The sequence below is a fragment of the Parasedimentitalea huanghaiensis genome, assembly GCF_009753675.1.
GTDB classification, from domain to species: Bacteria; Pseudomonadota; Alphaproteobacteria; order Rhodobacterales; family Rhodobacteraceae; genus Parasedimentitalea; species Parasedimentitalea huanghaiensis.
This window is the reverse complement of record NZ_WQLV01000009.1, coordinates 123,664-148,734: the sequence shown is the minus strand read 5'-3', so window position 1 is coordinate 148,734 and position 25,071 is coordinate 123,664. Positions and strand designations below refer to the sequence as shown.

Here is a 25,071-nt window from a genome sequence, read left to right as displayed (position 1 = left end):
CTTTGCCTCTTGTTCTATCTTGGTCGGTGCACGTGGGCACTTTGGACCAGGCCAAATGCACCAAGTAGCACCAACATAACCGAACCGCCGTAGGACACCATTGGCAGCGGCACCCCAACCACTGGCGCCAACCCCATCACCATTGACATGTTGACCGCGAAGAACAGGAAAAAGGTTAGCGATATGCCCATGATCACCAGTGAAGAAAACCGGTCACGGGTCGCCAATGCAGCGGCAATACAGAACACCACAATCAGCATGTAGATCGCTAAAAGTGACACGCCGCCAATAAATCCAAATTCTTCGGCCAGGGTGGTGAAAATGAAATCGGTGTGTTTTTCAGGCAGGAAGTTCAACCGCGATTGAGTGCCCTGCATGAATCCGCGCCCGGACCAACCGCCAGATCCCAACGCGATTTTGGATTGAGTGATATGATAGCCCGCCCCCAATGGGTCGGTCGAGGGATCCAGAAAGGTGTCGATACGCCTGTACTGATAGTCCTTCAGCAATTGCCATGAGGTCCCGCGTCCTTGAAACACCGCAGTGACCAATCCAACGCCTGCGCCAATAACCGCGGCAAAATAGGCCCAGTGCACACCGGCAAGGAACATCACACCGCCCCCTGCGGCCAGCAGTAAGATTGATGTGCCCAGATCTGGCTGTTTCAAGACCATAAAAGTTGGCACAAGAATCATGATTATCGGGGCCAGCACCCATATGGGCCGCGAGGTCCGTTCACGCGGTAGCCAGTCGTAATAGGCCGCCAACAGCATAACTAGGGTGATTTTTGTGAGTTCGGAAGGCTGCAGTCGCATAAAGCCAAGGTCAATCCAGCGCTGCGCGCCCATGCCTACGCTGCCAAAAAATTCCACCGCCAGCAGTAAGGCGATTGAGCTAAGATACGCGACAACCGCCATATTTCGCCAAAACCAGATCGGAACCATGGCAATGGCGACCATAGCGACCAAGCCCATAAAAAAGCGCTTTATCTGTGGTTCGACCCAGGGGCTGAATGAACCGCCAGCCACTGAATAGAGCATCAGAAAACCGATGCTGGCGACCGAAACCAACAGAACTATCAGCGGCCAATTTAGGAACAGTATTTTGCGTAGCCCAGATGGGGTCGTTTTTGCATTGTATTCAAGGTAACTCATGCCCGGTCGCTCCCATCAAGCTGCCGAACGGGACGTTCACGTTCCAATCGCTCCTGTTGCGATCTGATGCGGCTGCGGTCCTTCTTGGGATAGGCCTCCAGCGGCGGCGTGCCGCCATATAAGGCTTGCAGCATCACATCACGGGCTATTGGAGCCGCCGCTTTGGAGCCACCGCCGCCGTGCTCTACCACAACAGCGACCGCATATTTTGGCTTCTCAAAGGGCGCAAAACATACAAAGAGCGCATGATCTCGCCGTTCCCACGGAAGATCACTGTTGCGGATCACGCCTGCAGCACGTTCGGCTGCGGTGATGTTGCGCACCTGGCTGGTCCCCGATTTCCCGGCCATGCGCATCGTTTCTTCGATAATGCGCGACCCATATCCAGTGCCACGCCGCTCATTCGAGACGGAAAACATGCCACGACGCAGAGTGCGCAGGTTGTTTTCGTTTACTCCAAGCGGAACTCCTGCACCATCTGGTTGTTCGATACTGTCGATTGATTTGACCAACCTTGGGGCGACGCTACGCCCAGTGGCCAGCCGCGCTGTCATCACCGCCAACTGTAGCGGCGAGGCCAGCATAAAGCCTTGACCAATTGAAGCGTTGGCTGTGTCACCAATCAGCCAGTCTTCGCCGCGATTCCGTGTTTTCCACTCTTTAGTGGGGGTCAGACCAGACGCCACAGCTGACATGGGCAAATTATGCCGCACTCCCAAACCAAGGCGCTGGGCCATGGCAGAGATTTTGTCGATGCCGACTTTGAGGGCGAGGTCATAATAGTATACATCACACGACTGCTTCAGAGAGGCGTTTAGATCCACATTCCCATGTCCACCGCGTTTCCAGCAGTGGAATTTGCGGCCTGCCACTTCCAGGTAACCCGGGCACCAAACGGTTTCTTCTGTCCCTATGATACCTTCTTCCAGGGCCGCCAGTGCAACGACCATCTTAAAGGTTGACCCAGGTGGGTAGGTTCCCTGCACCGTTTTGTTGGCAAGTGGGCGATAGGTGTTTTCAGTCAGCTCGCGATAATCTGCAACAGAAATTCCGCGGACAAACAGGTTGGGGTCGAAACTGGGGGCCGAGGAAATGGCGCGCAGATCGCCGTTTTCACAATCAATGATCACAGCGCTGGCGCTTTCACTGCCCAGTCGTGCCTGCACGTAGCCCTGCAGATCTGCATCAACAGTCAGCTGCATATCCGCACCGGCAGCCCCATCGCGACGATCAAGTTCACGCATCACCCGGCCAGTGGCATTCACTTCAACCCGTTTTGCTCCGGCCTTGCCGCGTAGCTCGGCCTCCTGTTTCGCCTCAAATCCGACTTTGCCGATTTGAAACCTTGGAATACGCAAAATTGGTTCCGGGTCTTCGATCTGGCTCAGGTCGTAATCGGAGACCGGGCCGACATAGCCTACCACATGGGCAAAGTCGCTTTGGCGTGGATAAATTCGTGCAAGCCCCACTTCGGGGGTAATGCCTGGCAGGGCAGGCGCGTTCACCGCAACCTTTGAGATATCTTGCCAGTCAATTTGATCCGCTAGGGTCACCGGCAAAAATGGCGGCGAGCGGCGCATCTCTGCAATGGCGCGCTCTAGGTCCTCGGGGGCGATGTCGATCAATCGCGACAGATCCGCGATCACCTTGTCCACATCTCCTGCATCTTCAGGTACGATGGTGATCCGGTACGAGGGAGAGTTCTGGGCCAGAGCAATGCCATTGCGGTCGAAGATCTGACCACGGGCCGGGGGAAGCAGGCGGATGTTTATCCGATTTTCCTCGGCGAGCAGCAGGAATTGGTCTGCCTGATCCACCTGCAGATAACGCATCCGCATCGCCAATCCACCAGCAAAAGCTAGCTGGAGCCCTCCTAACAACAGAGCACGACGGCTTAATGTGCGATGGGTCGAGTCCAGCTCTTTTGGGTTGCGTCTCATAGCCTGGCTCCAAGCGTCTCGGCCTCTGATGGGGTCGGTCTGCGGACCCCAAACACGGACTGGCTGACCAGCACCACCAACGGGTAGGCGGCAATGGTCAGCAGCATTTGAATTAGGATTAATCCAAGCGGAGCTTGCTCGACCCCAAGCAGCGCAAGGATCAGTTGGTTCACAATAGTGATGCAGGTTAGAACCACAATCACCGAGAACCATTCAGCCGCAAACCCTGTGTCGCGGTGGGTTAGCGCCCGCGGCTTCAGGTATTCACAGCCCAGTAGGACCAACAGCGCCAGCAAGCCTGGGGGCCGTTGGAACATCAGATCAGCCAACAATAAGGTGAGCGCCAGTATCACCGTTGGTACGTAGTCTGGCCGACGCAATGACCAGGCCAGCGCCAATGCCACCAATACATCAGGCGGAGCCCAACGGCGTGGTACAGTATCCAGAGGCAGCAGATGGAAAAAGATGATGAGCAAGGCCAGCGCTGGGAACGTGATCCGCATGGCCCAAATATGCGCTGGAGAGGTGCTAGCCATTGTCCGCTCCCAGGCTTTCAGGGCGCGGGCGTGGATGTGGCGCACCAGGAAGCGGCACCACCAGGTCGCCGGGGTTTTGAATGAATTCAGTGCCATGGTGGCGGAGAACGCGTAGAAACTCCAGCCGTTCATAATCGGCAGATAGTCGAACGCGCAAACGGCCAGAGGGATCACTGGCCACTTGGCCAATCAACAGGCCTGCGGGAAATACATCGCCGTCCCCGGATGTAACGACACGATCACCCGGGCGCAGTTTTCCAGGGTTTTCCAGAAAATCGATCACCGGTGCTGCACTGTTATCCCCTGCAATCAGGGCGCTTTGCCCTGAGGGCTGGATCAGAGCGGGCACCGAGCTGGCAGCATCGGTCAACAGGATCACGCGGGCCGTGTTGCGACCGGTTCCTGAAATCCGCCCCACAAGTCCAATCCCATCCATCGTGGCCCAGCCATCTCGTACCCCATCACGGGCACCCACATTCAGCAAGACTGATTGACGGAACGGGGAACCGCTGTCAGCCATCACTACGCCGGTGATGTAAGTCAAACGGGGGTCCAGACGCACATGGTTGAGATCCAGCAGCCGGGCATTCTCCTGTTCTAGCTGCAATGCTGCCTCTTTCCAGGCCTGCATCTGGCGCAGTTCTGACCGCAGTTCGCGGTTTTGCTCAGATAATCTCTGGTACGATTGAAAGTCGCGGAACAGGTTGATTGCTCCGGTGACTGGCACCATCGCCCATTCCATGTTGGGCACAACTCTGTCGATGACTTGGGCGCGAAATCTTTCGACCCTTGGACTGTCGATACGCCAGACAATAAAAATAATCGCCAAGCACAAGCAAACTACTCCGATCAGCAATCGCTTCAGCGGGGTCGTATAGTCTTCGCGCTGGGATCGATCTCTGGCCAAGGGTTTCCTTCCGGGGATCTAAACGGCGCCCCATCTACAGCGAAGGGTAGGAGTCTTAGCTGTCGTAATCAATTGCGTGGCGCAGCTGCTTTTCAAACTCCAGTGCCTTGCCGGTGCCCAAAGCCACACAATTCAGGCTTTCATCGGCAATCGACACCGCCAGCCCGGTCTGTTCACGCAGGGCCAGATCCAGATCTCCCAACAGCGCACCGCCACCAGTCAGCATCACACCGCGATCCACGATATCTGCAGCCAGATCCGGTGGTGTTGCTTCCAGCGCAGTCATCACCGCTTCGCAAATCTGCTGCACGGGTTCGGCCAAAGCTTCGGCAATTTGGGCCTGGCTGATTTCGATTTCCTTGGGGACACCGTTCAACAGGTCACGCCCACGGATTTGCATGGACTGGCCACGGCCATCATCTGGCATACGGGCGGTCCCGATAGAGGTTTTGATGCGCTCTGCGGTGGCTTCACCCACCAGCAGGTTCTGCTGGCGACGCAGATACGAGATGATCGCCTCGTCCATGCGGTCGCCACCAATGCGAACCGAACGCGCATAAACGATGTCGCCTAGCGACAGAACCGCAACCTCGGTTGTACCACCACCGATATCAACAACCATGTTGCCGGTTGGATCGGTGATCGGCATGCCAGCCCCAATGGCCGCGGCAATAGGTTCGGCAATCAGGCCGGCGCGACGGGCACCTGCTGACAGAACCGACTGGCGAATGGCGCGTTTTTCAACCGGGGTCGCGCCGTGTGGGACGCAGACGATAATCTTAGGCTTTGAAAAGGTTGATCGCTTGTGCACTTTGCGAATGAAATGCTTGATCATCTCTTCTGCGGTGTCAAAGTCCGCGATCACACCTTCACGCATAGGGCGGATTGCCTCAATCGAACCCGGGGTTCGGCCCAGCATCAGTTTGGCGTCTTCGCCAACCGCCAGAACTTTTTTGACACCGTCCTTGACGTGATAGGCCACCACCGAAGGCTCGGACAGGATCACACCGCGGCCTTTGACGTAGACCAGCGTATTTGCTGTGCCAAGGTCAATAGCCATGTCCGAAGTGAAAAGGCCGGACAAAAATCCAAAGATCGACATATATTAAGGATCCTGTAAGTGCTGCAAAAATGGCCCGCGACTCCGCACAAGTTCCGGGCTTTTGATCTTATAGGCAGCACAGCCGCATCGTGAAAGGGCGTATTGGGTGTAACTAGCGCCTTTTCGCCTGCTTTCAGGCCTACTTGGTCACTTCTGGGGCGGTTTGTGACAAGTATCCGATCACAGCTCGGCGTGCACGATCAAACAATGCATCACTGCCAGCTTCACCTGCCATCGCTGCAGCATTGATAAGCCCCTTGGTTATTGCCACGACATCTCTGGCATTTTGCAGACCAGCGTCTGGTTGTAGCCGCTGTATGGTCTCCAGCACCAGCTGCGCCATCTCCTCGGCTAAGGCTGCTGACTCAGCCGCCAATTCCAGCCGCTGCTCTACATATTCCAGTTCGAAAGCTAAGGCGGGACGTATGAATTGATGCATCATGCCAGCCCGCAGCAAGGCATCCAGCGCAACTGATGGCGCGGCTGCAGATGTTTCCTGTACCGCTTGTTGCATCTGCATCAACAGCGTCCTGCGCTTATCCCGGATCAAGGTCGCCAGAATGGCCTCTTTGTTGGGGAAATATTGATACAGCGACCCAACGCTCACGCCCGCTCGATCTGCAATGGCATTGGTGGTCAGCCCGCCGCGCCCCTGTGATTCCAAAAGGCGAGCAGCGGCCTCGACAATGGCCGCTTGGGTCGCCTTGGAGCGCTTCTGTCGGGCTTGTTTTCTGGGCTTATGCATGGATGAACGTCCTGCGGAGAAACGCGAGTTGAGAAATGTGAGCAATAGTTCACATTTATGAACCAGAAGCAATAAACACAGGACGTGCTGATGACGCTCACCATCTTTCTCTTTCTCCGGGCGAACCCATCATGGTTGCAACTCACACGGAAACAACGGGCGAAAATCTCCAAGGAAAGCCTGGGTGCAACGTGCTCGGCGCCGGGCATGAAGCTACGGTATTTCGATGCCGAGGCGTTCCATGCGCGGATCAGTGATATAGCAATGATCGAAGCTGAAGATCCGAAGGCTTACTACTTTGCAATCGAAGCTCTACGTGATTCAGCGCTCCTCGCGGAAGGCTATTTTGAACTGCTTGAGATCATTCCCAGCTATGAAGACGGGTTCCGTGCCTACGAGGCCGCTCATGTGGCTTGAGGGAAAGCACATCCTGCTAACTGGGGCTACGCGCGGTATAGGACGGGAACTGGCCAAACAATTGGTCGCCGCAGGCGCGACAGTTATGGCAGTGGCACGCGATGACGAGGCACTAATCGCTTTAAAGTGGGAGCTTGGACCACAGTTACAGACTTATACTTGCGACCTGCAGAATGAGGCTGAACGAGAGCAGTTGATAAGTGAACTGATGGGAGCCCAGACTCCCTTGGACGGGCTAATCAACAATGCTGGGATGCAGATCGAGGTTGACTACCTGATGGGAACCCATGTGGATCTGGCCAAGGACATCAGCATGGAAGTGAACGTAAATTTAGTCGCGCCTCTGCATTTGTGCGCTGCGCTGGTACCCTGTCTGGCAAAACGGCCCGAGGGGATCATCATCAATGTAACGTCGGCCCTTGCGCTGTCCCCAAAACAAGATGCGCCAGTCTATTGCGCCACCAAGGCGGGCTTGCGAAATTTTACAACAGGACTGCGCTACCAAACTGGTCAGCTCGCGCCAAATCTGCAGATTTCTGAGTGCATCATGCCCCTTGTCGAGACGGATATGACCAAGGGGAGAGGCCGCGGTAAAATCAGCCCCGACAGGGCTGCACGAGACTTGCTGCAAGGGATCAAACATGGGGCGGATGAGGTTTGGATCGGCAAAACCCGGCTGTTGCGCATTATCCACCGTTTACTGCCGGAATTGTCTGCCCGCATCCTGCGTGGGTGATGTTTTAGCTGCTGGCCTTTTTCTCACGCCGATAACTGCGCGGAGATTGGCCTGTGTTCGCTTCAAACGCACGGCTAAAGGCGGTGCGGCTTTTGAAGCCCACTTCGGCGCTGATGCGTTTGACGGGCATATCACTCTGCGCCAGTAGGTCAGCGGCCTTTTGCATCCGCAGCTCGCGCAACAGCTCCATCGGACCACTGCCATAAGCATCGGAAAACCGCTGCGCCAGGGTGCTGCGGCTCATTCCGGCCTGCTCTGCCAGTGTTTCCAGCGAGTGATCACCCCCGGGAGACTGCATCATGTGGGTCAGGACCGGCCATAGCCTCGGGTCGCGCAGCGCCTGCATCCAGGCCAGATCGCTATCATCCCGTTGCAGCTTATGTCGCATCAAGGCGATCATCGCCTGCTGGATCAATGCCCGCAGCATCGCCTTGCTGCCGAGTGAAGGGCAGGCGATTTCCTGTAAGATCTGTGTCACAGGCACCGCCAGCCCCGGATTATCGGCAACGGTATCAATGATTGGGTCGCGGACCAGATCAATGATGTTGTTCAGGTTTTTGAGGGATAAGTTGATATGCGCGCAGATTGCGACCAGTCCACCATGAAGGTCTCGGCCATCCTGCTTGTGCACCAGGTGGACAAGGTTCAACCCAGCAGGACGGCATTGCGGCAAAGGGTCAATGTCTTCTCCAAAACTGTGCAACACATGCGAGCGTAAGGCGGGTACCAACACCAGTGTTCCCAGCGAAACGGGTAAATTGAGTTGGCCGGGAATACGGATTTCCCCCCGACCAGACAGGATGTAATGCAACGTTGCGGTGCTGTCCTGCCCAAGCCCCAAATCGCCCTTGCCGTTGAGTTCGCACAGGGCAAAAGGCGTTGCCTCGATCTGCATCTGATCCAGAATGAAGTCATGTTCCATGTGGTGATCCAATAGCGTCTCTGGATGAAAGGATACGATTTTCTTCGGATTGATACTCATTCCGGACCAATTGATACATTGCCCATCCTATCTCTTACTCATCAAATGATGAGGAGACACCCCATGTGCAACGATCATGACCACACACACCTAACCCGCCGTCAGGCCTTGCGCGGGGCTTTGGCCACCGGCGCAGCTGCTGCAGCCGTCACTGCAGGGTCCACAGCTCAAGCGCAAGAAAGCCCCTATGCCGACCCGGCATCTCCAGCGCTGCCACCCAGCACTATGAAACTGGACCTCAGCCGTACCGCGCTGGTGGTTACCGACCCGCAGATCGACTTTCTACATCCCGAGGGCGTGACCTGGGGCGTGGTTGGTGAATCCGTGCAAGAACACGGCACTGTTGAGAACATCGAACGGCTGTTCCAGGCGGCCAAGGCAGCGGGGATCACCGTGGCCGTGTCACCGCATTACTACTACCCCACTGATCATGGCTGGAAGTTTGAGGGTGCACTGGAAAAGCTGATGCATAAGATCGGCATGTTTGATCGCAAGGGAGCGTTGACCACCGAAGGGTTCGAAGGCTCTGGCGCTGACTGGATGCCACAGTACAAGAAGTACATTGAAGATGGCAAAACTATCGTCACTTCGCCGCATAAGGTGTACGGAAATGACAGCAACGACCTGAGCCTGCAGCTGCGCAAGCGCGGCATTGATCAGGTGATCTTGGCTGGCATGTCCGCCAACCTCTGCACCGAAAGCCACATGCGCGAGCTGATCGAACAGGGGTTTGAAGTGGCGGTGGTGCGCGACGCAACTGCGGCGGCAAAACTGCCCGAAGGGGACGGCTACCTCGCGGCCCTAACCAACTTCCGCTACATCGCCAACGCGTTGTGGACTACCAGCGATGTCGAGGCGAAATTGACCGCTGGCTAAGCCTTCACTTGGAAGAAATACGGTGACCGGTTCCGGTCATCGTAGTAACTGGAAGGCTCCTGCGCCTTTGTTCTCTCATCATAGATGAGAAGCAAAGCCTTGGGCCTGGCGCCGCTGTGCGGCGCAGGTGATCAATTATGCAGCTGGTTGTAGTTGTCATCGTCATTCGAGCCGTTACAGTCGGGCCCTGAGACTGGCAGATGATTACAGGTTACTACCTACGTTTACACGCCATCCTCAGACCAAAATGACGCAAAATTAGCTATTTCAGCAGAAAGATAGAATGGGTGAGCTCAAGAAAAACCTTGTTGGGAAAACACTAATGTTTGGACTTTGTGTTTGGGGAATCTATGGCAAAGAAGGGGTATGGGGAGAGCCATACGGTTACTTTGTACTAGGTCTCTTGTTTGTACTTATCTATTTTGGCGAATTTATTCGTTTGTGGCTCGAAAAGTAGCGAGTCCCTTATGAATTTGGGTCTTCAGAACACATTATTTGATATTGTGTACCTGTCTTTATCCTAATCGGATTAAGTTTTAGGTGTTGCAGGTCGTCGGACATGGCGGAGCCTTTTCGCGTTGGGCGCAGTCATCCAACGGTCTCCTCAGGTCGCCGATACCGGGTCAAGGGGCGCATCGCGCCCGTGCGCAGCACGGCTTGCCCTTGAGGCGGATCTTGATTTCCATAATCGACATGGCGCTTTCAGGGCAGACCTGCCCCTGAAACGCTTCCCCAGCAAAACCTTACACCGCGCAGCGGTGCTCGGCCCAAGGCCCTAATCTGTTTCGGCGCAGCCGGGCCAGCTTGGGGCGCGGGAGTACCCCCCTTTGCCTTGGACCACATCGTCGGCAATTGGTCCCTTGGCTAAACCGCTTTATATACTACGCGGCGTCCTTTTCCTCCCAGGCACGGATCCAGTGCCATCCTCCCAACGCCTCAATCAGTGGGGCCAGTTCGGTCTCATAGCGCTTCCATTTGCCGATACCCTTTTGATTGATACCTTCCCGGACCTGCAGCACCGAAGCCGTCTTTAGCGCATCCTCGCTGTGTTGCGGGGACAGGCATGACTGATCCCAGTCCAGCCCAAGGTGGTTGGTTATCTCTTTCATTTGCGGTTCCGGCGATTGAACCAACGCGCGATAGGACTGGATACGCAGCCGGTCGCCGAGCTTGGGCTGGTAATCTTCCAACGACGCATAAGACGCACGGATCATATGGCCGATCCATTCTAGATTTTTGGTATAGGCATGGCCAGTAGCAAAGCCATTGGTAAACAGCGAAAGCCCAACATCCAGTGGGTGACGCGCCATAAATATGAACTTTGCGTCTGGTAGCATCATGCGGGCAAAACCCATTTCAAAGGCATTCTGCGGAAGCTTTTCAACGACCACCGACAGGTGTTCGACGCTTTCGGGCAGGTTCTTCTTTCGAAAAGTCTGCCGCGCAGCGGCCAGCAGACTGGGGCTGGCGTGTTGGCACCACTGCCAATGCCCGGTGCTGGGGAAATCCTGCTGCACAATCTGTTTGAGTGCCAGTTTGGTGTCAATCAAGCTGGGGCTTTCACCATTGGAAACAACACGAGCATGTCTGCTCAGCATTGCCGTCAATAGGGTCGTGCCAGAGCGCGGCAGGCCAACAACAAATGCAAATCTTGGCTCAGCGCATTCACTTGCCACTTCGGGCATTGTTTTAGGGTCAAACGCCCGACACTGGTCAGCGACCTTGGCGTCAATTTCGTTTGGCGCATACTCCCCGGGCGTGGCATCTTTGGCTTGTTGGAAGTAGCAGAAGGCCTCTTTTGTGTTTCCCGCTGCGGACTCAATTTGGCCAAGGGCGTTGATAACGCCTGCTCTCTCTTCAAAGCTCAAGGATGTATCAGCTGCCAAAATGTGCAGTTTTTGCGCGCGTTTGCTGTTAGGGGCAAATGTCTTGATCAGGTTGAGCGCCGCAAGGGCCAAAGCAGAGTCCGGCGCTAGGGCTAACATGCGTTCAAATGCAGTTTCCGCCGCCGGCTTGTCACCAAGTGCCAAGTTGCGAGCACCTAACTTGCCCCAAACGGCAACGTTATCGGGCCAGATATCTGCGATGGTGTTGAGCACCACCATTGATTGGCCTGTTGTCCCCATCAGCCAGTAACAGTCCGAGACAGCCTCAAGGAGCGAGGGGTTCATCGGGTCCGCCTTGACCAACGGTTGCAGCTGAACAAATGCCTTGCGGTGCTGGCCGACCTGCATCAGGGCGGTAACGTGATCCAATTGCGATTGGTTGATCGGGTCGTCCGCGATTCTAAAACTTGCCTGGGGCAAAACGGGCCCTCCGGAGGATGTGAGCATCTTGTTCGACAAGAATGATAACATCGTCAAATTGAGAGATCGTTAAAAATAATTTTAGAAAGTTGTGCCCCGTGCTGTGGCAGGGCTATGCGTTGACCTCCCCACCAACAGCTGTGGTGAGGAGGCCAGATTCACAAATTTAGGTGAGATCTTTGTAAGAAATCTCGCGCGCATCAACACCTTCGCCAACTTTACCGCGACGTACGATCAACCGGTTCAGCGCGTTTACATAGGCCTTGGCCGAGGCCACAACAGTATCTGTATTTGCGCTTTCACCGGTGGCAATCATGCCGTCTTCTTCCAACCGGACCGAAACCGTTGCCTGCGCATCCGTACCTTCGGTCACAGCCTGCACTTGATACAGTTGCAGAGTGGCGGTGTTGGGATAGATCTCGCGGATCGCCTTGAACGTCGCATCCACTGGGCCGTCACCGGTTTCGGTGGCGCTCACGTCTTTGCCGTCGATCTCCATCTCGATTGTGGATTCAGCCGGACCACCAGTCCCACAAACCACTTTCATTGAGACAATTTGCAGATGATCGTTTTCAGCATCCTCGCCAGACCGCATCAGCGCGATGATATCGTCGTCAAACACTTCCTTTTTGCGATCAGCCAGCTCTTTGAAACGGACAAAGACGTCCTTGAGTTGGTTATCACCCACCTCAAAGCCAAACTGCTCCAGCTTGTCGCGCAGCGCTGCGCGGCCCGAGTGTTTGCCCAATGGCAGCGACGTACCCGACAGGCCCACATCAGCAGGGCGCATGATCTCAAATGTTTCAGCGTTCTTTAGCATGCCGTCTTGGTGGATGCCGGACTCGTGTGCAAAGGCGTTCTTGCCAACGATGGCCTTGTTAAACTGTACCGCAAATCCCGAAACTGCGGCGACACGGCGCGAGATATGCATGATTTTCTTGGTGTCGATGCCGGTGTGCCAAGGCATGATGTCATTGCGCACCTTCAGCGCCATCACCACCTCTTCCAGCGCGGTGTTACCCGCCCGTTCGCCCAAGCCGTTGATCGTACATTCGATCTGACGCGCCCCGCCAGCTACAGCCGCCAGCGAGTTGGCAGTCGCCATGCCAAGGTCATTGTGGCAATGGGTGGCAAAGATCACATCATCAGCGCCCGGTACGGTTTCGATCAGACGTTTGATCAGGTCGGCGCTTTCCATCGGGGCAGTGTAGCCGACGGTATCCGGGATGTTGATGGTGCTGGCGCCAGCTTTGATGGCAATCTCGATCACCCGACACAGGTAGTCCCACTCAGTCCGGGTGGCATCCATTGGTGACCATTGCACGTTGTCACACAGGTTGCGCGCATGGGTGACGGTCTGGTGAATGACATCGGCCATTTCATCCATCGACAGGTTCGGAATCGCGCGGTGCAGCGGCGAGGTGCCGATGAAAGTGTGAATCCGGTTCTTCTCGGCGTGTTTGATCGCGTCCCAGCAGCGGTCGATATCGCCGGTTTTAGCACGCGCCAGACCACAGATACGGCTGTTTCTGGAGTTCTTGGCGATTTCTGAGACGGCGTTGAAGTCGCCTTCCGAGGCAATTGGAAAACCTGCCTCGATAATATCGACGCCCATATCGTCGAGCAGCCCGGCAATTTCCAGCTTCTCGTTGTGGGTCATGGTCGCGCCGGGGCTTTGCTCGCCATCACGCAGGGTGGTGTCAAAGATCACTACGCGGTCTTTATCGGATATATTTGTCATGTTGGGTATCTTTCGTGTCTGTCCTAAGCCATGTGGCGCGCTGGCGATCCCCTCTGAGCGGACGCGCCGGATGGCACGCTCAGAGGCGAGTTAGGATCAGTAGGCCACGCAGCGAGGCGCTGCAAATGGCAGCGTCGACGGAAAGGATATGTGCGCGGTTGATCATGGCTGCGATTTATACATCCCCATTGGTAAATGAAAAGCCTCAATTGCCAGTTTTCTTTTAGATTTGGATTGCACGTCCCAATCGCTCAATCTGGCCCTTCAACTGTTCGGGGGGCGATTGGCAAAATCCGATCAACAGTCCTTGTGTCTGCCCGCTGGGATCGTAGCGAGACAGTGAACTGATTGAAAACCCCGCGGCTTGTGCAGCTTTGACCATCTCTTGCTCATTGTGAGGAGATGCTAAATGAAATGCGATTTGCATACCGGCCTGATGGGGGGGGAAATGACCAAGATGATCGGGCCAGTCTGCGAGAGCCGCCGCCGCCACTGCGTAGCGCTGCGCATATAGGCGTCGGGCCCGGCGAATATGGCGATCATATTGTCCCGAGGCCATGAATTCGGCCAGCGGCCGTTGTGCTGTGATCGGGGCTCCGCCAACCGTCTGGTTCAGGGTGTCTCGAAAATGACTGATCAAGCTAGAGGGCAGGATCAGATATCCCAAGCGCAATGAATGCGAAAACGTTTTGGAAAACGTACCTGCATAAACGCAACAACCATGGTGATCCAATGCCGCCATAGCCGGAACCGGCTGCCCGGCATAGCGGAACTCGCTGTCGAAATCGTCTTCGATGATCCAGCCATTCCGCTCGGCCGCTGCTTGTAAAAATGCTTGCCGTACTGGGACGGGCAGGCTGCCTCCCAGCGGAAATTGATGCGATGGGGTTAGCACTGTGACCTCTGCGGCCTGTTTCGGCAGTGCTGCACCCTGCGCACCAACAGGCATCCAGTTAACAGTCCAGCCCCGCGCCGAAGCAAACTTTTGGGTGGGCACGTATCCGGGGGATTCAAGTGCAATGTGGCTGTCGCTGACAAGCAGCTCCATCGCAAGCCTCAGGGCTTCACTCGCACCGCTGGTGACGATGACTTGATCCGCCGTGGCAACAATCCCGCGCCAGCGACCAGCATAGGCTGCGATTTCGCGGCGTAAGACCGGGTCGCCAAACGGGTCGTCTTGATGGACCAGTGCCTGCGGTGTGCTCCGGGCGACGCGCGCCACACAACGCGCCCAGGGTTGGACTGGGAAAATGTCAGGATCAGGGGCACCGGGCAACAACAACTGCTTCTGTTGCGGGGGCCGTGTTGGACTTTGTGGTGGCAGTACTCGGGTAGGCGAAATTGGGGCCACGTCACAGACAAAAATCCCCGCACCTTGGCGGGCTTCCAGATATCCTTCTGCGATCAGCTGATCATAAGCGGTGACGACAGTTGATCGCGCCACCCCAAGGTCCTGTGCCAGCGCACGAGATGCAGGCAGCCGTGCGCCCGCAACCAGATGACCTTCGGAAATTTGGTTTCTCAACCCGTCGCCAATCTGTACGTATCGTGGGCTTGGATTGGCTTGGGATAAAAGATGGGCAAGATCTGCCATATTGGACTGGTCTTTTTGTCGATAAGTGGGGCTTAATTTAAGTCCGCAGGGGCGATACCTGTCAAGCCGAAAGAGACTTTGAGTGAGACCAGGTACATGACCCAGAATCCACAAGATGCCGAATTGAAAACTGAACGCAGCCGTCTTCGACGCAGCCATGAACGCGGTAGCTATGATCGCGACACTCTCTATTCGGTGCTGGACGCAATGCCCCTGGCCCATATTGGATACCAGCTTGATGGCCGGCCGTCAGTGCTGCCAACCCTGCAGTGGCGCGAGGGGGATCATCTGTACTGGCACGGGTCCTCAGCCAGCCGGGCCATTCGGGCGATGGAGGGCGCAGACGTCTGCATAACCGTGACCCTGATAGATGGCTATGTTTTGGCGCGCTCAGCTTTTCACCATTCAGTGAATTTCCGGTCGGCAATGGTCTTTGGACGGGCTGAGAAAATCGTCGATCCTGCTGCCAAAGAAGCACGGTTAAAGGCGATGACGGATGGCTTGTTTCCGGGCCGTTGGGAAACTCTGCGCCCGATTACAGAGCAAGAGATCAAGGCAACAGCGGTTCTACGCATCCCAATCGAAGAAGCCTCGGCCAAAATCCGCGACGGAGCCCCCAAAGATGACGAAGAAGATTACGCGCTGCCAATTTGGGCAGGTGTTGTGCCGATGTCACTACAGTTGCAACACCCCGAAGCGGATCCCGCGAATCTTTCGGGGGTTAACATGCCCGATCATCTGAGCCGAATTCGGATCGGCTGACGATCAGGGGTGGCATGTTGAGAGGCTGTAGGGTGCGTGCTTGCACGCACCTTTTGGTCCGGGTCAGCCGCCGTCAGCCGCCGCTGCGCCATCATTGGTGGTCTCTTCAGTGGGAGGGGCGCCATTGTCCCAGCTCCCGCTGATCTCCTGACCACTGGAATAGCGCATGGTGCCGGCGCCTTGGCGTTTGCTGTTCAGGAAATGTCCCTCATAGACATCCCCATTGGCATAGGTCGCAACGCCCTGACCACTGATTTTGCCCTGATCCCAATCGCCCTCGTAAACGAACCCATCCGGCATTTCTATCTTTCCGGTACCGTGACGCTGACCTTCGGAAAATGCACCCGTGTAGATAGAGCCATCTGCATAGGTGACCGTCGCCTCTCCATGACGCAGTCTATTCTTCCAGCCCCCATCATAGCGATACCCATCTGTATAGGTCATGATGCCCTGTCCATGGTTGCGGGCATTTTTGAAATCGCCGGTATAGATCACCCCGTTGGGGTAGGTGGCTGTTCCTGCACCTTCGATGACGCCTGCAATCCAGCTGCCTTCGTAGGTAGATCCGTCCTTATATGTGATTTTGCCCTGGCCATCCGCCAGATCAGCGCGAAACTGACCCACATAGATGGATCCGTCGGGATAGGTGACATGGCCATCACCCTCGATCTGCCCGCCCAGCCAATCGCCAGTGTAAATGTATCCGTCCGTGCCGGTGAAGGTGCCCTGTCCCTCGCGCTGGTCATTATTGAAATCACCCTGATAGGTGTCTCCGTTGGCATAGGTTAGGCGACCCTTACCCTGGCGTCGACCGGTATCCAGCGGCCCGTCATAGATATCACCGTTGGGTTGGGTCAGCAGGCCAGTACCATGCATTTGGTCGTCTGCCCATTGGCCATCATATACCAGCCCATCGGGAAGGGTCAGCTTACCCTGACCATGTAGCTTACCATCCAGCACGTCACCTTCATAAACCGCCCCGTTGGAATAGGTGATCGTGGCCTTGCCCTGTTTCTTTCCGTTGACCCAGTCCCCATTGTATTCATAGCCACCGGGGTTCTGCATGACGCCGCGGCCATTATGTTGGGCATCAACAAAACTGCCTTCGTAGCGCACGCCATTGGCGTAGATGACAACGCCTTGGCCGCTGATGACCCCGTTGACCCAATCGCCTTCATAGGTGCCACCGTCAGAAAAGGTGATTTTTCCCTGTCCTTCGGGTTTGCCGCTGGCAAAACTGCCCTCGTAGACGGATCCGTTAGGGAAGCGGGCAACGCCCTGGCCGAGGATTTCTCCATCCACCCAATCCCCGGAGTATTCGTACCCATTTGGCAGTCGGTAGGTGCCGGTGCCATGCTGCAAGCCGCCCCGAAACGTGCCCTCATAGACGCCGCCAATTTCGTCCTGAGTAGAGATAACCTGGCCATCCTGTGCCAGAACAGCAGAGCCCAGCGTCAGGGTTATGGAAAGTGCGAATGCGATGCCAAGTCGGACCATGGGAACCTCTGCTGATCAAAATAAAATGTCGCAGCTGCGCCGCGGTCTATTTAGAAACTAGGCGAGCGAGGGAATTCCCGCAATGTCTTTTGCCTCTGCTCTCTTTCCCTTGATGTTAAATCTGCTAAATGGCTGGGGTGGATTTTCAAAGGGACTAGAGCAGGATGGCTGATCGTTTCCGCGTGACATTGGCGCAATTGAACCCGGTGGTGGGTGATCTGGCAGGAAATGCTGCATTGGCTCAGAGCGCCTGGGAGCAAGGGCGCGAGGCCGGGGCTGATCTGGTGGCGCTGCCGGAAATGTTCATTACCGGGTATAATACTCAGGATCTTGTGATGAAGCCCGTGTTCCATCAAGCGGCAATGGCTGAGGTGGAAGCTCTGGCTGTGGCCTGCGCTGATGGTCCGGCTCTGGCGATCGGTGGCCCATGGGTTGAAGGCGGCAAGCTGTATAATGCCTATTTGATCTTGAGGGATGGCAAGATTGCCAGCCGTTGCCTGAAACATCACCTGCCGAACGAGACGGTGTTCGACGAGGTGCGAATTTTTGCACCCGGACCGTTAGGGGGGCCCTATGCCATTGGCGACACACGTATCGGAAGTCCGATCTGCGAAGATGGCTGGCACGAAGATGTCGCTGAAATGCTCGAAGAAACCGGTGCCGAATTCCTGCTGATCCCTAATGGATCTCCCTACTATCGCAATAAAATGGACGTCCGGCTGAACCACATGGTTGCCCGGTCGGTCGAAACCGGATTACCGGTGATCTATCTGAACATGGTCGGCGGTCAGGATGATCAGATGTTTGATGGCGGCACCTTTGTGCTTAACCCGGGTGGCGCGCTGGCCCTGCAAATGCCGGTATTCGACGAATGTGTCACCCATTTGGATCTTGAACGCACCCCGGATGGCTGGCGCGCGGTCGAGGGCGAAAAGTCCCACCTGCCGGATGAATGGGAGCAAGACTATCGCGTGATGGTCGAATCCTTGCGCGACTACATGCGTAAAACCGGGTTCTCCAAAGTCCTGTTGGGCCTGTCTGGTGGTGTGGATTCCGCCATTGTAGCAGCCGTCGCGGTGGATGCGCTGGGCGCGGAAAATGTGCGCTGCGTTATGTTGCCTTCTGAATTCACCTCGCAAGAATCTCTGGATGATGCCGAGGCCGTAGCCAAGGCACTGGGCTGTCATTACGATTACTTACCAATATCCGAAGGTCGCAGCGCCATTGCCAACACGCTGGCGCCGTTGTTTGCCGGGCTGGAGGACGGTCTGGCTGAAGAAAATATCCAATCCCGCCTGCGTGGATTGCTGCTGATGGCGATGTCCAACAAATTTGGCGAGATGCTGCTGACCACCGGTAACAAATCTGAGGTCGCGGTGGGCTATGCCACCATCTACGGCGATATGGCGGGCGGCTATAACCCGATCAAGGACATGTATAAAACCCGCGTGTTTGAAACTTGCCGCTGGCGCAACGTCAACCACCGTCCATGGATGATGGGGCCAGAGGGTGAGGTGATCCGCCCTAACGTGATCGACAAACCCCCAACAGCCGAGCTGCGCGAAGACCAAAAAGACAGCGACAGCCTGCCGGACTACCCCGAGCTGGATGCGATCCTTGATATTCTGGTAGACCAGGACGGCTCTATTGCTGATTGCGTGGCCGCAGGATTTGATCGAGATGTGGCTAAACGGGTTGAGCACCTGATCTACATAAGCGAATACAAACGCTTTCAGTCGGCACCCGGTGCCCGTCTGACCCCGCGCGCGTTCTGGTTGGATCGCCGCTATCCCATTGCCAACCGTTGGCGTGACCCGAGCTAAGATGCCGAAATCTCTCTTTGATGAATACAATAAGGCGCTGGATGTCACGGGCGATGTGGGGCCCGAATTGTTCGACTATTACGGCGGCATTGTTTGTGTGAACGGGAGCTGTATGAAAATTGCAGATCTTGATCATCCTGTGTCCGCTAAGGCGGCATTTGCGGCCAGTGTCAACCATAAGGATCTCGAGCGCCTAGCCACGTTTCTCGATGTCGAATGCTTGAATATCAAAGGGTTGCGTTCCTTTGACCTGTCTGCTTTGGCTCATCTTCCAAGTTTAAGGGCGTTGTTCATAAATTGGGCTCCAAAACTCGAGAGCTTTTCCGGGTTGGAAAAGCTCAATCAGCTGCGCCTATTGCGAATAGTCCAGTTCTCAAAGGTTCAAGACATTGCTCTGGTCAAAGAACTGGACAGACTTGTCGCTCTTGAGTTGTCAGGCGGCTTTTCGAAACCTCAAAAAATTCTTTCTCTCAACGGTCTGCAGGACATGCCTTCTTTGCAGGAACTCTGGCTTTTGAACGTCAAAGTTCTTGAAGAAGGTCTGAGACCTCTGTCAAGAAGCCTATCATTGCGAGACTTAAGAGTATCAAATCAGTTTGCCACCGAAGACTATGCCTACTTGGCAGCAAAAATGCCGTACCTCAGGTGTGACAAATGTGTTCCTTATGTACCTTGTGGGGATTACGGGTCAGGAAAAGATGTCATGGTGACAGGAAGGCGTAAGCCCTTTCTCAACAGTAAGACGGATGCGGACAAGCTGGCACGATATGTGCAGAAATTTGAGAAAATGGTTGCGGAATTCAAAAAGGACTAACGGCTTAGGCTTCTGGTGATCTAAGACCGTTCAACGACCAGTGCTAGGTCCGGCAAAAACGCGATGCGCCGTGCCTGAGCTGTAACTGCGCGCCCGTTCGAGTAACGTTTCAAGATTGCACCTGTCAGCAAGTCCGGGTTGGCGGCTATAAAGCTGTCGGCGTCCGGAAAGTTGCGTGCCTCCATCCGCTCTGCGATTTCGCACATGAAAGCCAGCGTAATGGTCGCATTGAACTTGTCCGGCGCGCCCGCTCGGCTGGCCGCCGCGGCGATGCCATTGGCTACGGTCGCCATCGCATCAAATAAACTCTCTCGCTTCAGGGCCTCATAGGCCACGCCGATATGATCTTGATGCCCAAACGTACTTGCGTCTAACGTACCGTCGTTCAGTTGGTCCAGTTGATCCGAATAGTTGCTCATCCTGCGTCCCCCTTATCGCTCAATCCGTGCGCATCGGCAGCGGTCAGATCCAGCTCATAGACCTCCTTCAACTGCTCAATTTTGCCCAGCGTTCGCTCTGAGAAGGGGGGGTTGCCGTCGAAATTATGCAAGATCATACCTTCGATGACTTCTGCCAGTGAACATTCCAAGTGCTCCGCCAGCCCCTTCATCACCTTCAACATGCGTTTTTCGATCCTTAGACCGGTTTGAGTGCGTTCTATCTTTTTCATATCGTTACCTTGGTACCAAGGTAACGATTCTGCAAGACGCTAAATGAAAGCAAGCGAAACTGTCGCAAATTTTCCGGGTCTTTTGCTCGCAACGTTGTCCCCAAGACGTGAACCGCCAATGTGATTCTGGTTAATTGTCATCCGTTTAGGGACAGTGCCATGCCCAAGCTTCATTGTTGACGCAGCCGCGCCGTTCATCCGGCATTTTCGTCTAATTTGAGGCAAAACCAACAAAACTGAGGCCATATAGGCTAAATTGTATTCGTGGTTTGAGGGGTGGCCCCAGAGACCACTCCGTTGCTCAATTTTTGAAGACTAGGAGTTGCCAAATGGTCCAGTATTATCAGCCAGAATGTGACGCGTTGATCCAAGCTCCGAATGTTGAGACCAGCGATGCAGAAATCATGAATGAAATTCGCAAAGTCATGCTGGCCGAGAAGGTCGAACATCCAGACGTTGTTGAGACCCAATCGCGCAATGAAAAGCCACGCCCACAAGCGACCGCGCCAAAACCAAGCGTATTGGCAGGCGCCTTGACTAAGGTAAAACAGTACCAGCCGCGGTGGAGCCACAACTTGCTGATCCTGTCATTGGCCGCAATAATCTTCAGTCCCCTTGGCGTTGCTGCTGTCGTGACCTTGTCGCTGGTGGCGGTTTTGGCCTTGGTGTGGAGTGTTGGCCCAAGCCGTCTGGCCCGCGCTGGACGGGCTTGCTTTGGTCTTTATTACCGCTTTTTGCCTGCACAGGCTGACCGGATGGTGAGTTGGGCCAATTGGTTTAGCGACCGGCTGCAGGGCCTCTCCAGCCACTTGCCGAGCCGTTGGACACAGGGGTTGTATTTGCCAACGTTTTCAAGCGAGCCAGATGAAGATCTTGATTTGGTCGAACCATTTGACCGGCTTTTGGCCCAACGTCAGGAGAGTGATCTGGCCACAGCCAAGTGACCTAACGCAAAACTCGTCCCTAAGGGGCTAATTTTGCTTTGCACAGGACGCCGGACTTCGCATAGTGCACCTTTAAGAGTTGCATTTAATCGGAGGCGTTTTTTGCCCGGTCCCGAGTTACCGTCCTTTCCCGAGGACAAACGTCTCCCAAAATCCGTCGATACAGTTGTCATTGGCGGCGGTATCGTAGGTGCCTCAACTGCGCTGGAACTTGCGGCGCGTGGCGTATCTGTATTGCTCTGTGAAAAGGGCCGTATTGGCGGCGAGCAAAGCTCGCGCAATTGGGGCTGGGTGCGCCTGTCTCAACGCGATCCGCGTGAAATCCCACTGATGATCGAATCCATGTCAATCTGGCAGGGGCTAGAGGCGCGAACAGGGTACCAGACCGGATATCATCGATGCGGCAGCCTGTTTGTGGCCAACACCGACAAGCGCCGCGATCACTTGCAGCGCTGGGCGCAGAACCTGCAAGACTTTGATGCCACCAGCGAAATACTCAGTGGCGATACCCTGCAGATGATGTTGCCGGGGCATGAGGGCCATATTCCATTTGCCTTGTCGACTCCAATGGATGGTCGCGCCGAGCCGCAGTTGGCAACACACGCGATAGCAATGGGCGCCCGAGATGCAGGCGCCGTTGTCCTCTCGAATTGTGCGGTTCGATCTGTGGATGTGCAGGCTGGCCAGATCGCCGGGGTGATCACCGAACGGGGCCGGGTGGCCTGTAGCTCGGTGGTGGTCGCAGGCGGTGCTTGGTCGCGACTGTTCCTTGGCAATGCCGGGATATCCCTGCCACAGCTTAAGGTCCTGAACTCGGTGCTGCGCTGTTCCGCGGTGACAGGCGGGCCGGATGTCGCGCTTTGGGGCGACGGCTACGGCCTCACCAAACGCGCTGATGGCGGCTATACCGTGGCCAACAGCGGCGAGAGCACGGTTGATATCGTGCCCGACAGTTTTCGCTTGGGCTTGAAATACCTGCCTGCATTCTTAAGCGAATGGCGCTCACTGCGGTTCCGCCTATCAGATCGCTGGCAGCAAGAGGCCGCCCAAGCGCGTCGCTGGACACCCGACCAGGAAACCGCGTTTGAGCAATGCCGCATCCTCGACCCAGAACCCTCACAATCGGCGCTGAAATCTGGCTGGACCGCCGCCCAACAGGCCTTCCCGTTCCTGCAACAGTCCGACGTGGTGCAAAGCTGGGCTGGGATGATTGATGTGATGCCGGATGCCATCCCAGTGATCTCAGCCGTGGATGACCTGCCGGGCTTGTACATTTCTACCGGATTCTCTGGCCATGGCTTTGGTCTTGGACCTGGGGCAGGGCGCTTGATGGCGGATATGGTCACCGGTTCGACACCCATTGTGGACCCTCACGCCTTCCGCCTGTCGCGTTACACCGACGGTAGCCGGGTGCGGATAGACAACGGCGCTTAGAACAGCCACCGGACTTTCGCTTCTTTTTGCAAAAATACTCGCGCCGCAGGCCCGTGCCCTTGGCGCGGATACTTCTCATCAACTGGACAAAACCCTGCCTATGTGAGATGGGCAAGACAACAGGAGACATGTGATGACCACCACCCGTTTTGCCCCGTCGCCCACCGGATATATCCACGTCGGCAACCTGCGCACCGCGCTGATGAACTATCTGATCGCCCGCAAGGCCGGCGGCACCTTCATTCTGCGCATCGACGATACGGACCCAAACCGGTCCGAAGAGAAATATGTCGATGCCATCAAGCAGGACATGGAATGGCTGGGCCTGACCTGGGACAAGGTCGAACGCCAGTCCGACCGTCTGGATCAATATGCCGATGCTGCCGACAAGCTGCGTGACATTGGCCGCTTCTACGAGGCGTTTGAAACCCCAACCGAGCTGGACCTGAAGCGCAAGAAGCAGCTGAACATGGGCAAGCCGCCGGTCTATGACCGCGCCGCGCTGGACCTGTCAGATGCTGAAAAAGATGCCCTGCGCGCCGAGCGTGGCGACGGTGTCTGGCGTTTCAAGCTGGACCACGAGCGGATCGAGTGGACTGACGGTGTGTTGGGCGATATCTCGATCGACGCTGCCTCGGTTTCCGACCCGGTGCTGATCCGTGGTGACGGTCAGGTGCTTTATACAATCGCATCTGTTGTGGATGACACCGAAATGGGTGTGACCAACGTTGTACGTGGATCTGACCACGTGACCAATACCGCAACCCAGATCCAGATCATCAAGGCGCTGGGTGGCACTCCACCTGAGTTCGCCCACCACTCGCTGCTAACCGGCCCTCAGGGCGAAGCATTGTCGAAACGTCTGGGCACCTTGGCATTGCGCGACCTGCGCGAGCAGGGCGTGCAGCCGATGGCGCTGCTGTCACAGATGGCCCGTCTTGGCTCGTCCGACCCGATCGAGCTGCGCAATGAAATGGCCGAGCTGATCGAAGGTTTTGACATCAACCGTTTTGGCTCTGCGCCAACCAAGTTCGACGTGCAGGACCTGTTCCCATTGACTGGCCGCTACTTGCAGTCGCTGCCTCTGGAAAACGTAAAGTCCGACCTAGATGCACTGGGTGTTCCTGCTGACAAGCAGGCAACGTTCTGGGATGTCGCTAAGGAAAACATCACCACCTTGGCTGATCTCGAAACCTGGTGGACCCTGTGCCGCGACGGTGCCGAGCCATTGATCGCGGATGAGGACAAAGAGTTCATCGCCGAGGCAATGGCGCTGTTGCCCGAAGGTCCTTATGACGCGGACACTTGGAAAACTTGGACCACAGCGGTGAAGGAAGCCACTGGTCGCAAGGGCAAAAAGCTGTTCATGCCACTGCGTCACGCGGTTACCGGCATGGAACGCGGCCCAGACATGAGTGCGCTGTTGTCGCTGATGCAGGTTATCCGCGCCCGCGGCTGATTTGCCTTATATATGATTTTGAACCGCACGCACCTTTCTGGTGGGCGCGGTTTTTTGTGAAGCCAGGCTTGCCATGCCCGAACAGCGGAGCAGCTCGCCCAGAGTTTTGAAGATCTGGTCCAGAAGCATCTTCGGAATTTGAGTATTTAGAAGCAAAAAGAAACAGTGGTGTTTGTCCCGATCGCGGGCTTCTTTTTGCCAAAAATACTCATTGCTCCCTCTGGCCGCAAAATGCCGCCTTTTGGGAAAGGCGTTGGGCGAGTACCGCACGGTCTGTTTAGGGAAAGTTTTGCCGTATGTCGCAGTATGCGACCATTCGCGAATACCGCTGGGCCTATCACCCCCGGCACATGGAACAGGGTCCCATCACGATAGGGGCGCGCAGAGACAACGTTTAGCACGCGGGGTTTGATCCCCGTCCGCATCCGCTTTGGCGACGTCGCCATCTTTATACCTGAGTAAGCAATATCAAACCGCAATCTGACTGAGGAACCGGACGCCACAGGCTGACCGGGCTATTGGCGTGCAGTGATTAATCGCTCGCGTGTTGTTGTGTGGATGAGATTTGACAGACGCCTCAGGCAATCTATTCTGGTCACAAGTCCAATGTGTGTTTCTACAGAAAGTGGAGT

The 25,071-nt window shown here is 55.7% G+C and carries 22 protein-coding genes; 9 read left to right on the top strand and 13 right to left on the bottom strand.

Annotated elements, in window-relative coordinates; translation table 11 throughout:
- Window positions 1-14: 14 nt before the first annotated feature.
- From rodA to GO984_RS15400, 6 genes are all read right to left on the bottom strand, one after another.
- Window positions 15-1,154 carry a rod shape-determining protein RodA gene (gene rodA / locus GO984_RS15425; protein ID WP_157023509.1) on the bottom strand — a complete coding sequence of 380 codons (1,140 nt, stop codon included), beginning with the start codon at window positions 1,152-1,154 and terminating at the stop codon, window positions 15-17.
- Window positions 1,151-3,094, bottom strand: a complete 1,944-nt coding sequence (gene mrdA / locus GO984_RS15420) for a penicillin-binding protein 2 (RefSeq protein WP_157023508.1) — start codon at window positions 3,092-3,094, stop codon at window positions 1,151-1,153. The genes rodA and mrdA overlap by 4 nt, the downstream gene beginning before the upstream one ends.
- Complete coding sequence (locus GO984_RS15415; RefSeq protein WP_157023507.1) at window positions 3,091-3,630, bottom strand: rod shape-determining protein MreD; 540 nt, start codon at window positions 3,628-3,630, stop codon at window positions 3,091-3,093. Before GO984_RS15415 ends, mrdA begins: the two co-directional genes overlap by 4 nt.
- Window positions 3,623-4,537 carry a rod shape-determining protein MreC gene (gene mreC, locus GO984_RS15410; RefSeq protein ID WP_157023506.1) on the bottom strand — a complete coding sequence of 305 codons (915 nt, stop codon included), beginning with the start codon at window positions 4,535-4,537 and terminating at the stop codon, window positions 3,623-3,625. The genes GO984_RS15415 and mreC overlap by 8 nt, the downstream gene beginning before the upstream one ends.
- A 55-nt stretch (window positions 4,538-4,592) precedes the next feature.
- Complete coding sequence (locus tag GO984_RS15405; RefSeq protein ID WP_138164344.1) at window positions 4,593-5,639, bottom strand: rod shape-determining protein; 1,047 nt, start codon at window positions 5,637-5,639, stop codon at window positions 4,593-4,595.
- A 139-nt stretch (window positions 5,640-5,778) separates the two neighbouring features.
- Window positions 5,779-6,384: a TetR/AcrR family transcriptional regulator gene (locus GO984_RS15400; RefSeq protein WP_157023505.1), complete on the bottom strand. Its 606-nt coding sequence runs from the start codon at window positions 6,382-6,384 to the stop codon at window positions 5,779-5,781.
- 90 nt (window positions 6,385-6,474) lie between these two features.
- Here GO984_RS15400 and GO984_RS15395 point away from each other — a divergent pair, with 90 nt between their 5' ends.
- Both GO984_RS15395 and GO984_RS15390 read left to right on the top strand, forming a co-directional pair.
- A complete protein-coding gene (locus tag GO984_RS15395) occupies window positions 6,475-6,801 on the top strand; it encodes a darcynin family protein (RefSeq protein WP_157023504.1) in 327 nt (108 codons plus the stop codon).
- Window positions 6,791-7,537: an SDR family oxidoreductase gene (locus tag GO984_RS15390; RefSeq protein WP_167740367.1), complete on the top strand. Its 747-nt coding sequence runs from the start codon at window positions 6,791-6,793 to the stop codon at window positions 7,535-7,537. Before GO984_RS15395 ends, GO984_RS15390 begins: the two co-directional genes overlap by 11 nt.
- A 4-nt stretch (window positions 7,538-7,541) precedes the next feature.
- Here the strand turns inward: GO984_RS15390 and GO984_RS15385 are convergent, their stop codons facing one another.
- Window positions 7,542-8,519 carry an AraC family transcriptional regulator gene (locus GO984_RS15385; RefSeq protein ID WP_245231138.1) on the bottom strand — a complete coding sequence of 326 codons (978 nt, stop codon included), beginning with the start codon at window positions 8,517-8,519 and terminating at the stop codon, window positions 7,542-7,544.
- A gap of 63 nt (window positions 8,520-8,582) precedes the next feature.
- Here GO984_RS15385 and GO984_RS15380 point away from each other — a divergent pair, with 63 nt between their 5' ends.
- Window positions 8,583-9,395, top strand: a complete 813-nt coding sequence (locus GO984_RS15380) for a cysteine hydrolase family protein (protein WP_157023502.1) — start codon at window positions 8,583-8,585, stop codon at window positions 9,393-9,395.
- An 881-nt stretch (window positions 9,396-10,276) separates the two neighbouring features.
- On the opposite strand, the gene GO984_RS15375 is transcribed toward GO984_RS15380, so the two are convergent.
- The 3 genes from GO984_RS15375 to pdxR form a co-directional block, all read right to left on the bottom strand.
- The gene (locus tag GO984_RS15375; protein WP_167740366.1) at window positions 10,277-11,701 is read right to left on the bottom strand and encodes a tetratricopeptide repeat-containing sulfotransferase family protein; all 1,425 of its coding nucleotides are present in this window, start codon (window positions 11,699-11,701) and stop codon (window positions 10,277-10,279) included.
- 166 nt (window positions 11,702-11,867) lie between these two features.
- Complete coding sequence (locus GO984_RS15370; protein ID WP_157023500.1) at window positions 11,868-13,442, bottom strand: 2-isopropylmalate synthase; 1,575 nt, start codon at window positions 13,440-13,442, stop codon at window positions 11,868-11,870.
- 223 nt (window positions 13,443-13,665) lie between these two features.
- Entirely contained in the window at window positions 13,666-15,036 is a 1,371-nt protein-coding gene (pdxR, locus tag GO984_RS15365) for a MocR-like pyridoxine biosynthesis transcription factor PdxR (protein ID WP_157023499.1), read from the bottom strand.
- A gap of 96 nt (window positions 15,037-15,132) precedes the next feature.
- Here pdxR and GO984_RS15360 point away from each other — a divergent pair, with 96 nt between their 5' ends.
- Window positions 15,133-15,798 (top strand): pyridoxamine 5'-phosphate oxidase family protein, encoded by a 666-nt coding sequence (locus tag GO984_RS15360; protein ID WP_157023498.1) that lies wholly within the window; start codon window positions 15,133-15,135, stop codon window positions 15,796-15,798.
- A gap of 63 nt (window positions 15,799-15,861) precedes the next feature.
- Here GO984_RS15360 and GO984_RS15355 read toward each other — a convergent pair whose 3' ends face one another.
- Window positions 15,862-17,295, bottom strand: coding sequence for an MORN repeat-containing protein (locus GO984_RS15355; RefSeq protein WP_157023497.1), 1,434 nt, complete (start codon window positions 17,293-17,295; stop codon window positions 15,862-15,864).
- Between the two features lie 164 nt (window positions 17,296-17,459).
- Between GO984_RS15355 and GO984_RS15350 the strand changes: the two genes are divergently transcribed.
- Entirely contained in the window at window positions 17,460-19,118 is a 1,659-nt protein-coding gene (locus GO984_RS15350; protein ID WP_157023496.1) for an NAD+ synthase, read from the top strand.
- Complete coding sequence (locus GO984_RS15345) at window positions 19,090-19,932, top strand: leucine-rich repeat domain-containing protein (RefSeq protein WP_167740354.1); 843 nt, start codon at window positions 19,090-19,092, stop codon at window positions 19,930-19,932. Before GO984_RS15350 ends, GO984_RS15345 begins: the two co-directional genes overlap by 29 nt.
- Window positions 19,933-19,952: 20 nt before the next feature.
- On the opposite strand, the gene GO984_RS15340 is transcribed toward GO984_RS15345, so the two are convergent.
- Window positions 19,953-20,351 carry a hypothetical protein gene (locus tag GO984_RS15340; RefSeq protein WP_157023494.1) on the bottom strand — a complete coding sequence of 133 codons (399 nt, stop codon included), beginning with the start codon at window positions 20,349-20,351 and terminating at the stop codon, window positions 19,953-19,955.
- The gene (locus GO984_RS15335) at window positions 20,348-20,602 is read right to left on the bottom strand and encodes a hypothetical protein (protein ID WP_157023493.1); all 255 of its coding nucleotides are present in this window, start codon (window positions 20,600-20,602) and stop codon (window positions 20,348-20,350) included. Before GO984_RS15335 ends, GO984_RS15340 begins: the two co-directional genes overlap by 4 nt.
- A 329-nt stretch (window positions 20,603-20,931) precedes the next feature.
- On the opposite strand from GO984_RS15335, the gene GO984_RS15330 reads away from it, so the two are divergent.
- The 3 genes from GO984_RS15330 to gltX all read left to right on the top strand — a co-directional run bounded on the left by GO984_RS15330 (window position 20,932) and on the right by gltX (window position 24,439).
- A complete protein-coding gene (locus GO984_RS15330; protein WP_157023492.1) occupies window positions 20,932-21,546 on the top strand; it encodes a hypothetical protein in 615 nt (204 codons plus the stop codon).
- Between the two features lie 102 nt (window positions 21,547-21,648).
- Window positions 21,649-22,980 carry an NAD(P)/FAD-dependent oxidoreductase gene (locus GO984_RS15325; protein ID WP_157023491.1) on the top strand — a complete coding sequence of 444 codons (1,332 nt, stop codon included), beginning with the start codon at window positions 21,649-21,651 and terminating at the stop codon, window positions 22,978-22,980.
- Between the two features lie 133 nt (window positions 22,981-23,113).
- On the top strand, window positions 23,114-24,439 hold the full coding sequence (gene gltX / locus GO984_RS15320; RefSeq protein WP_157023490.1) for a glutamate--tRNA ligase: 1,326 nt from the start codon (window positions 23,114-23,116) through the stop codon (window positions 24,437-24,439).
- Window positions 24,440-25,071 lie beyond the last annotated feature (632 nt).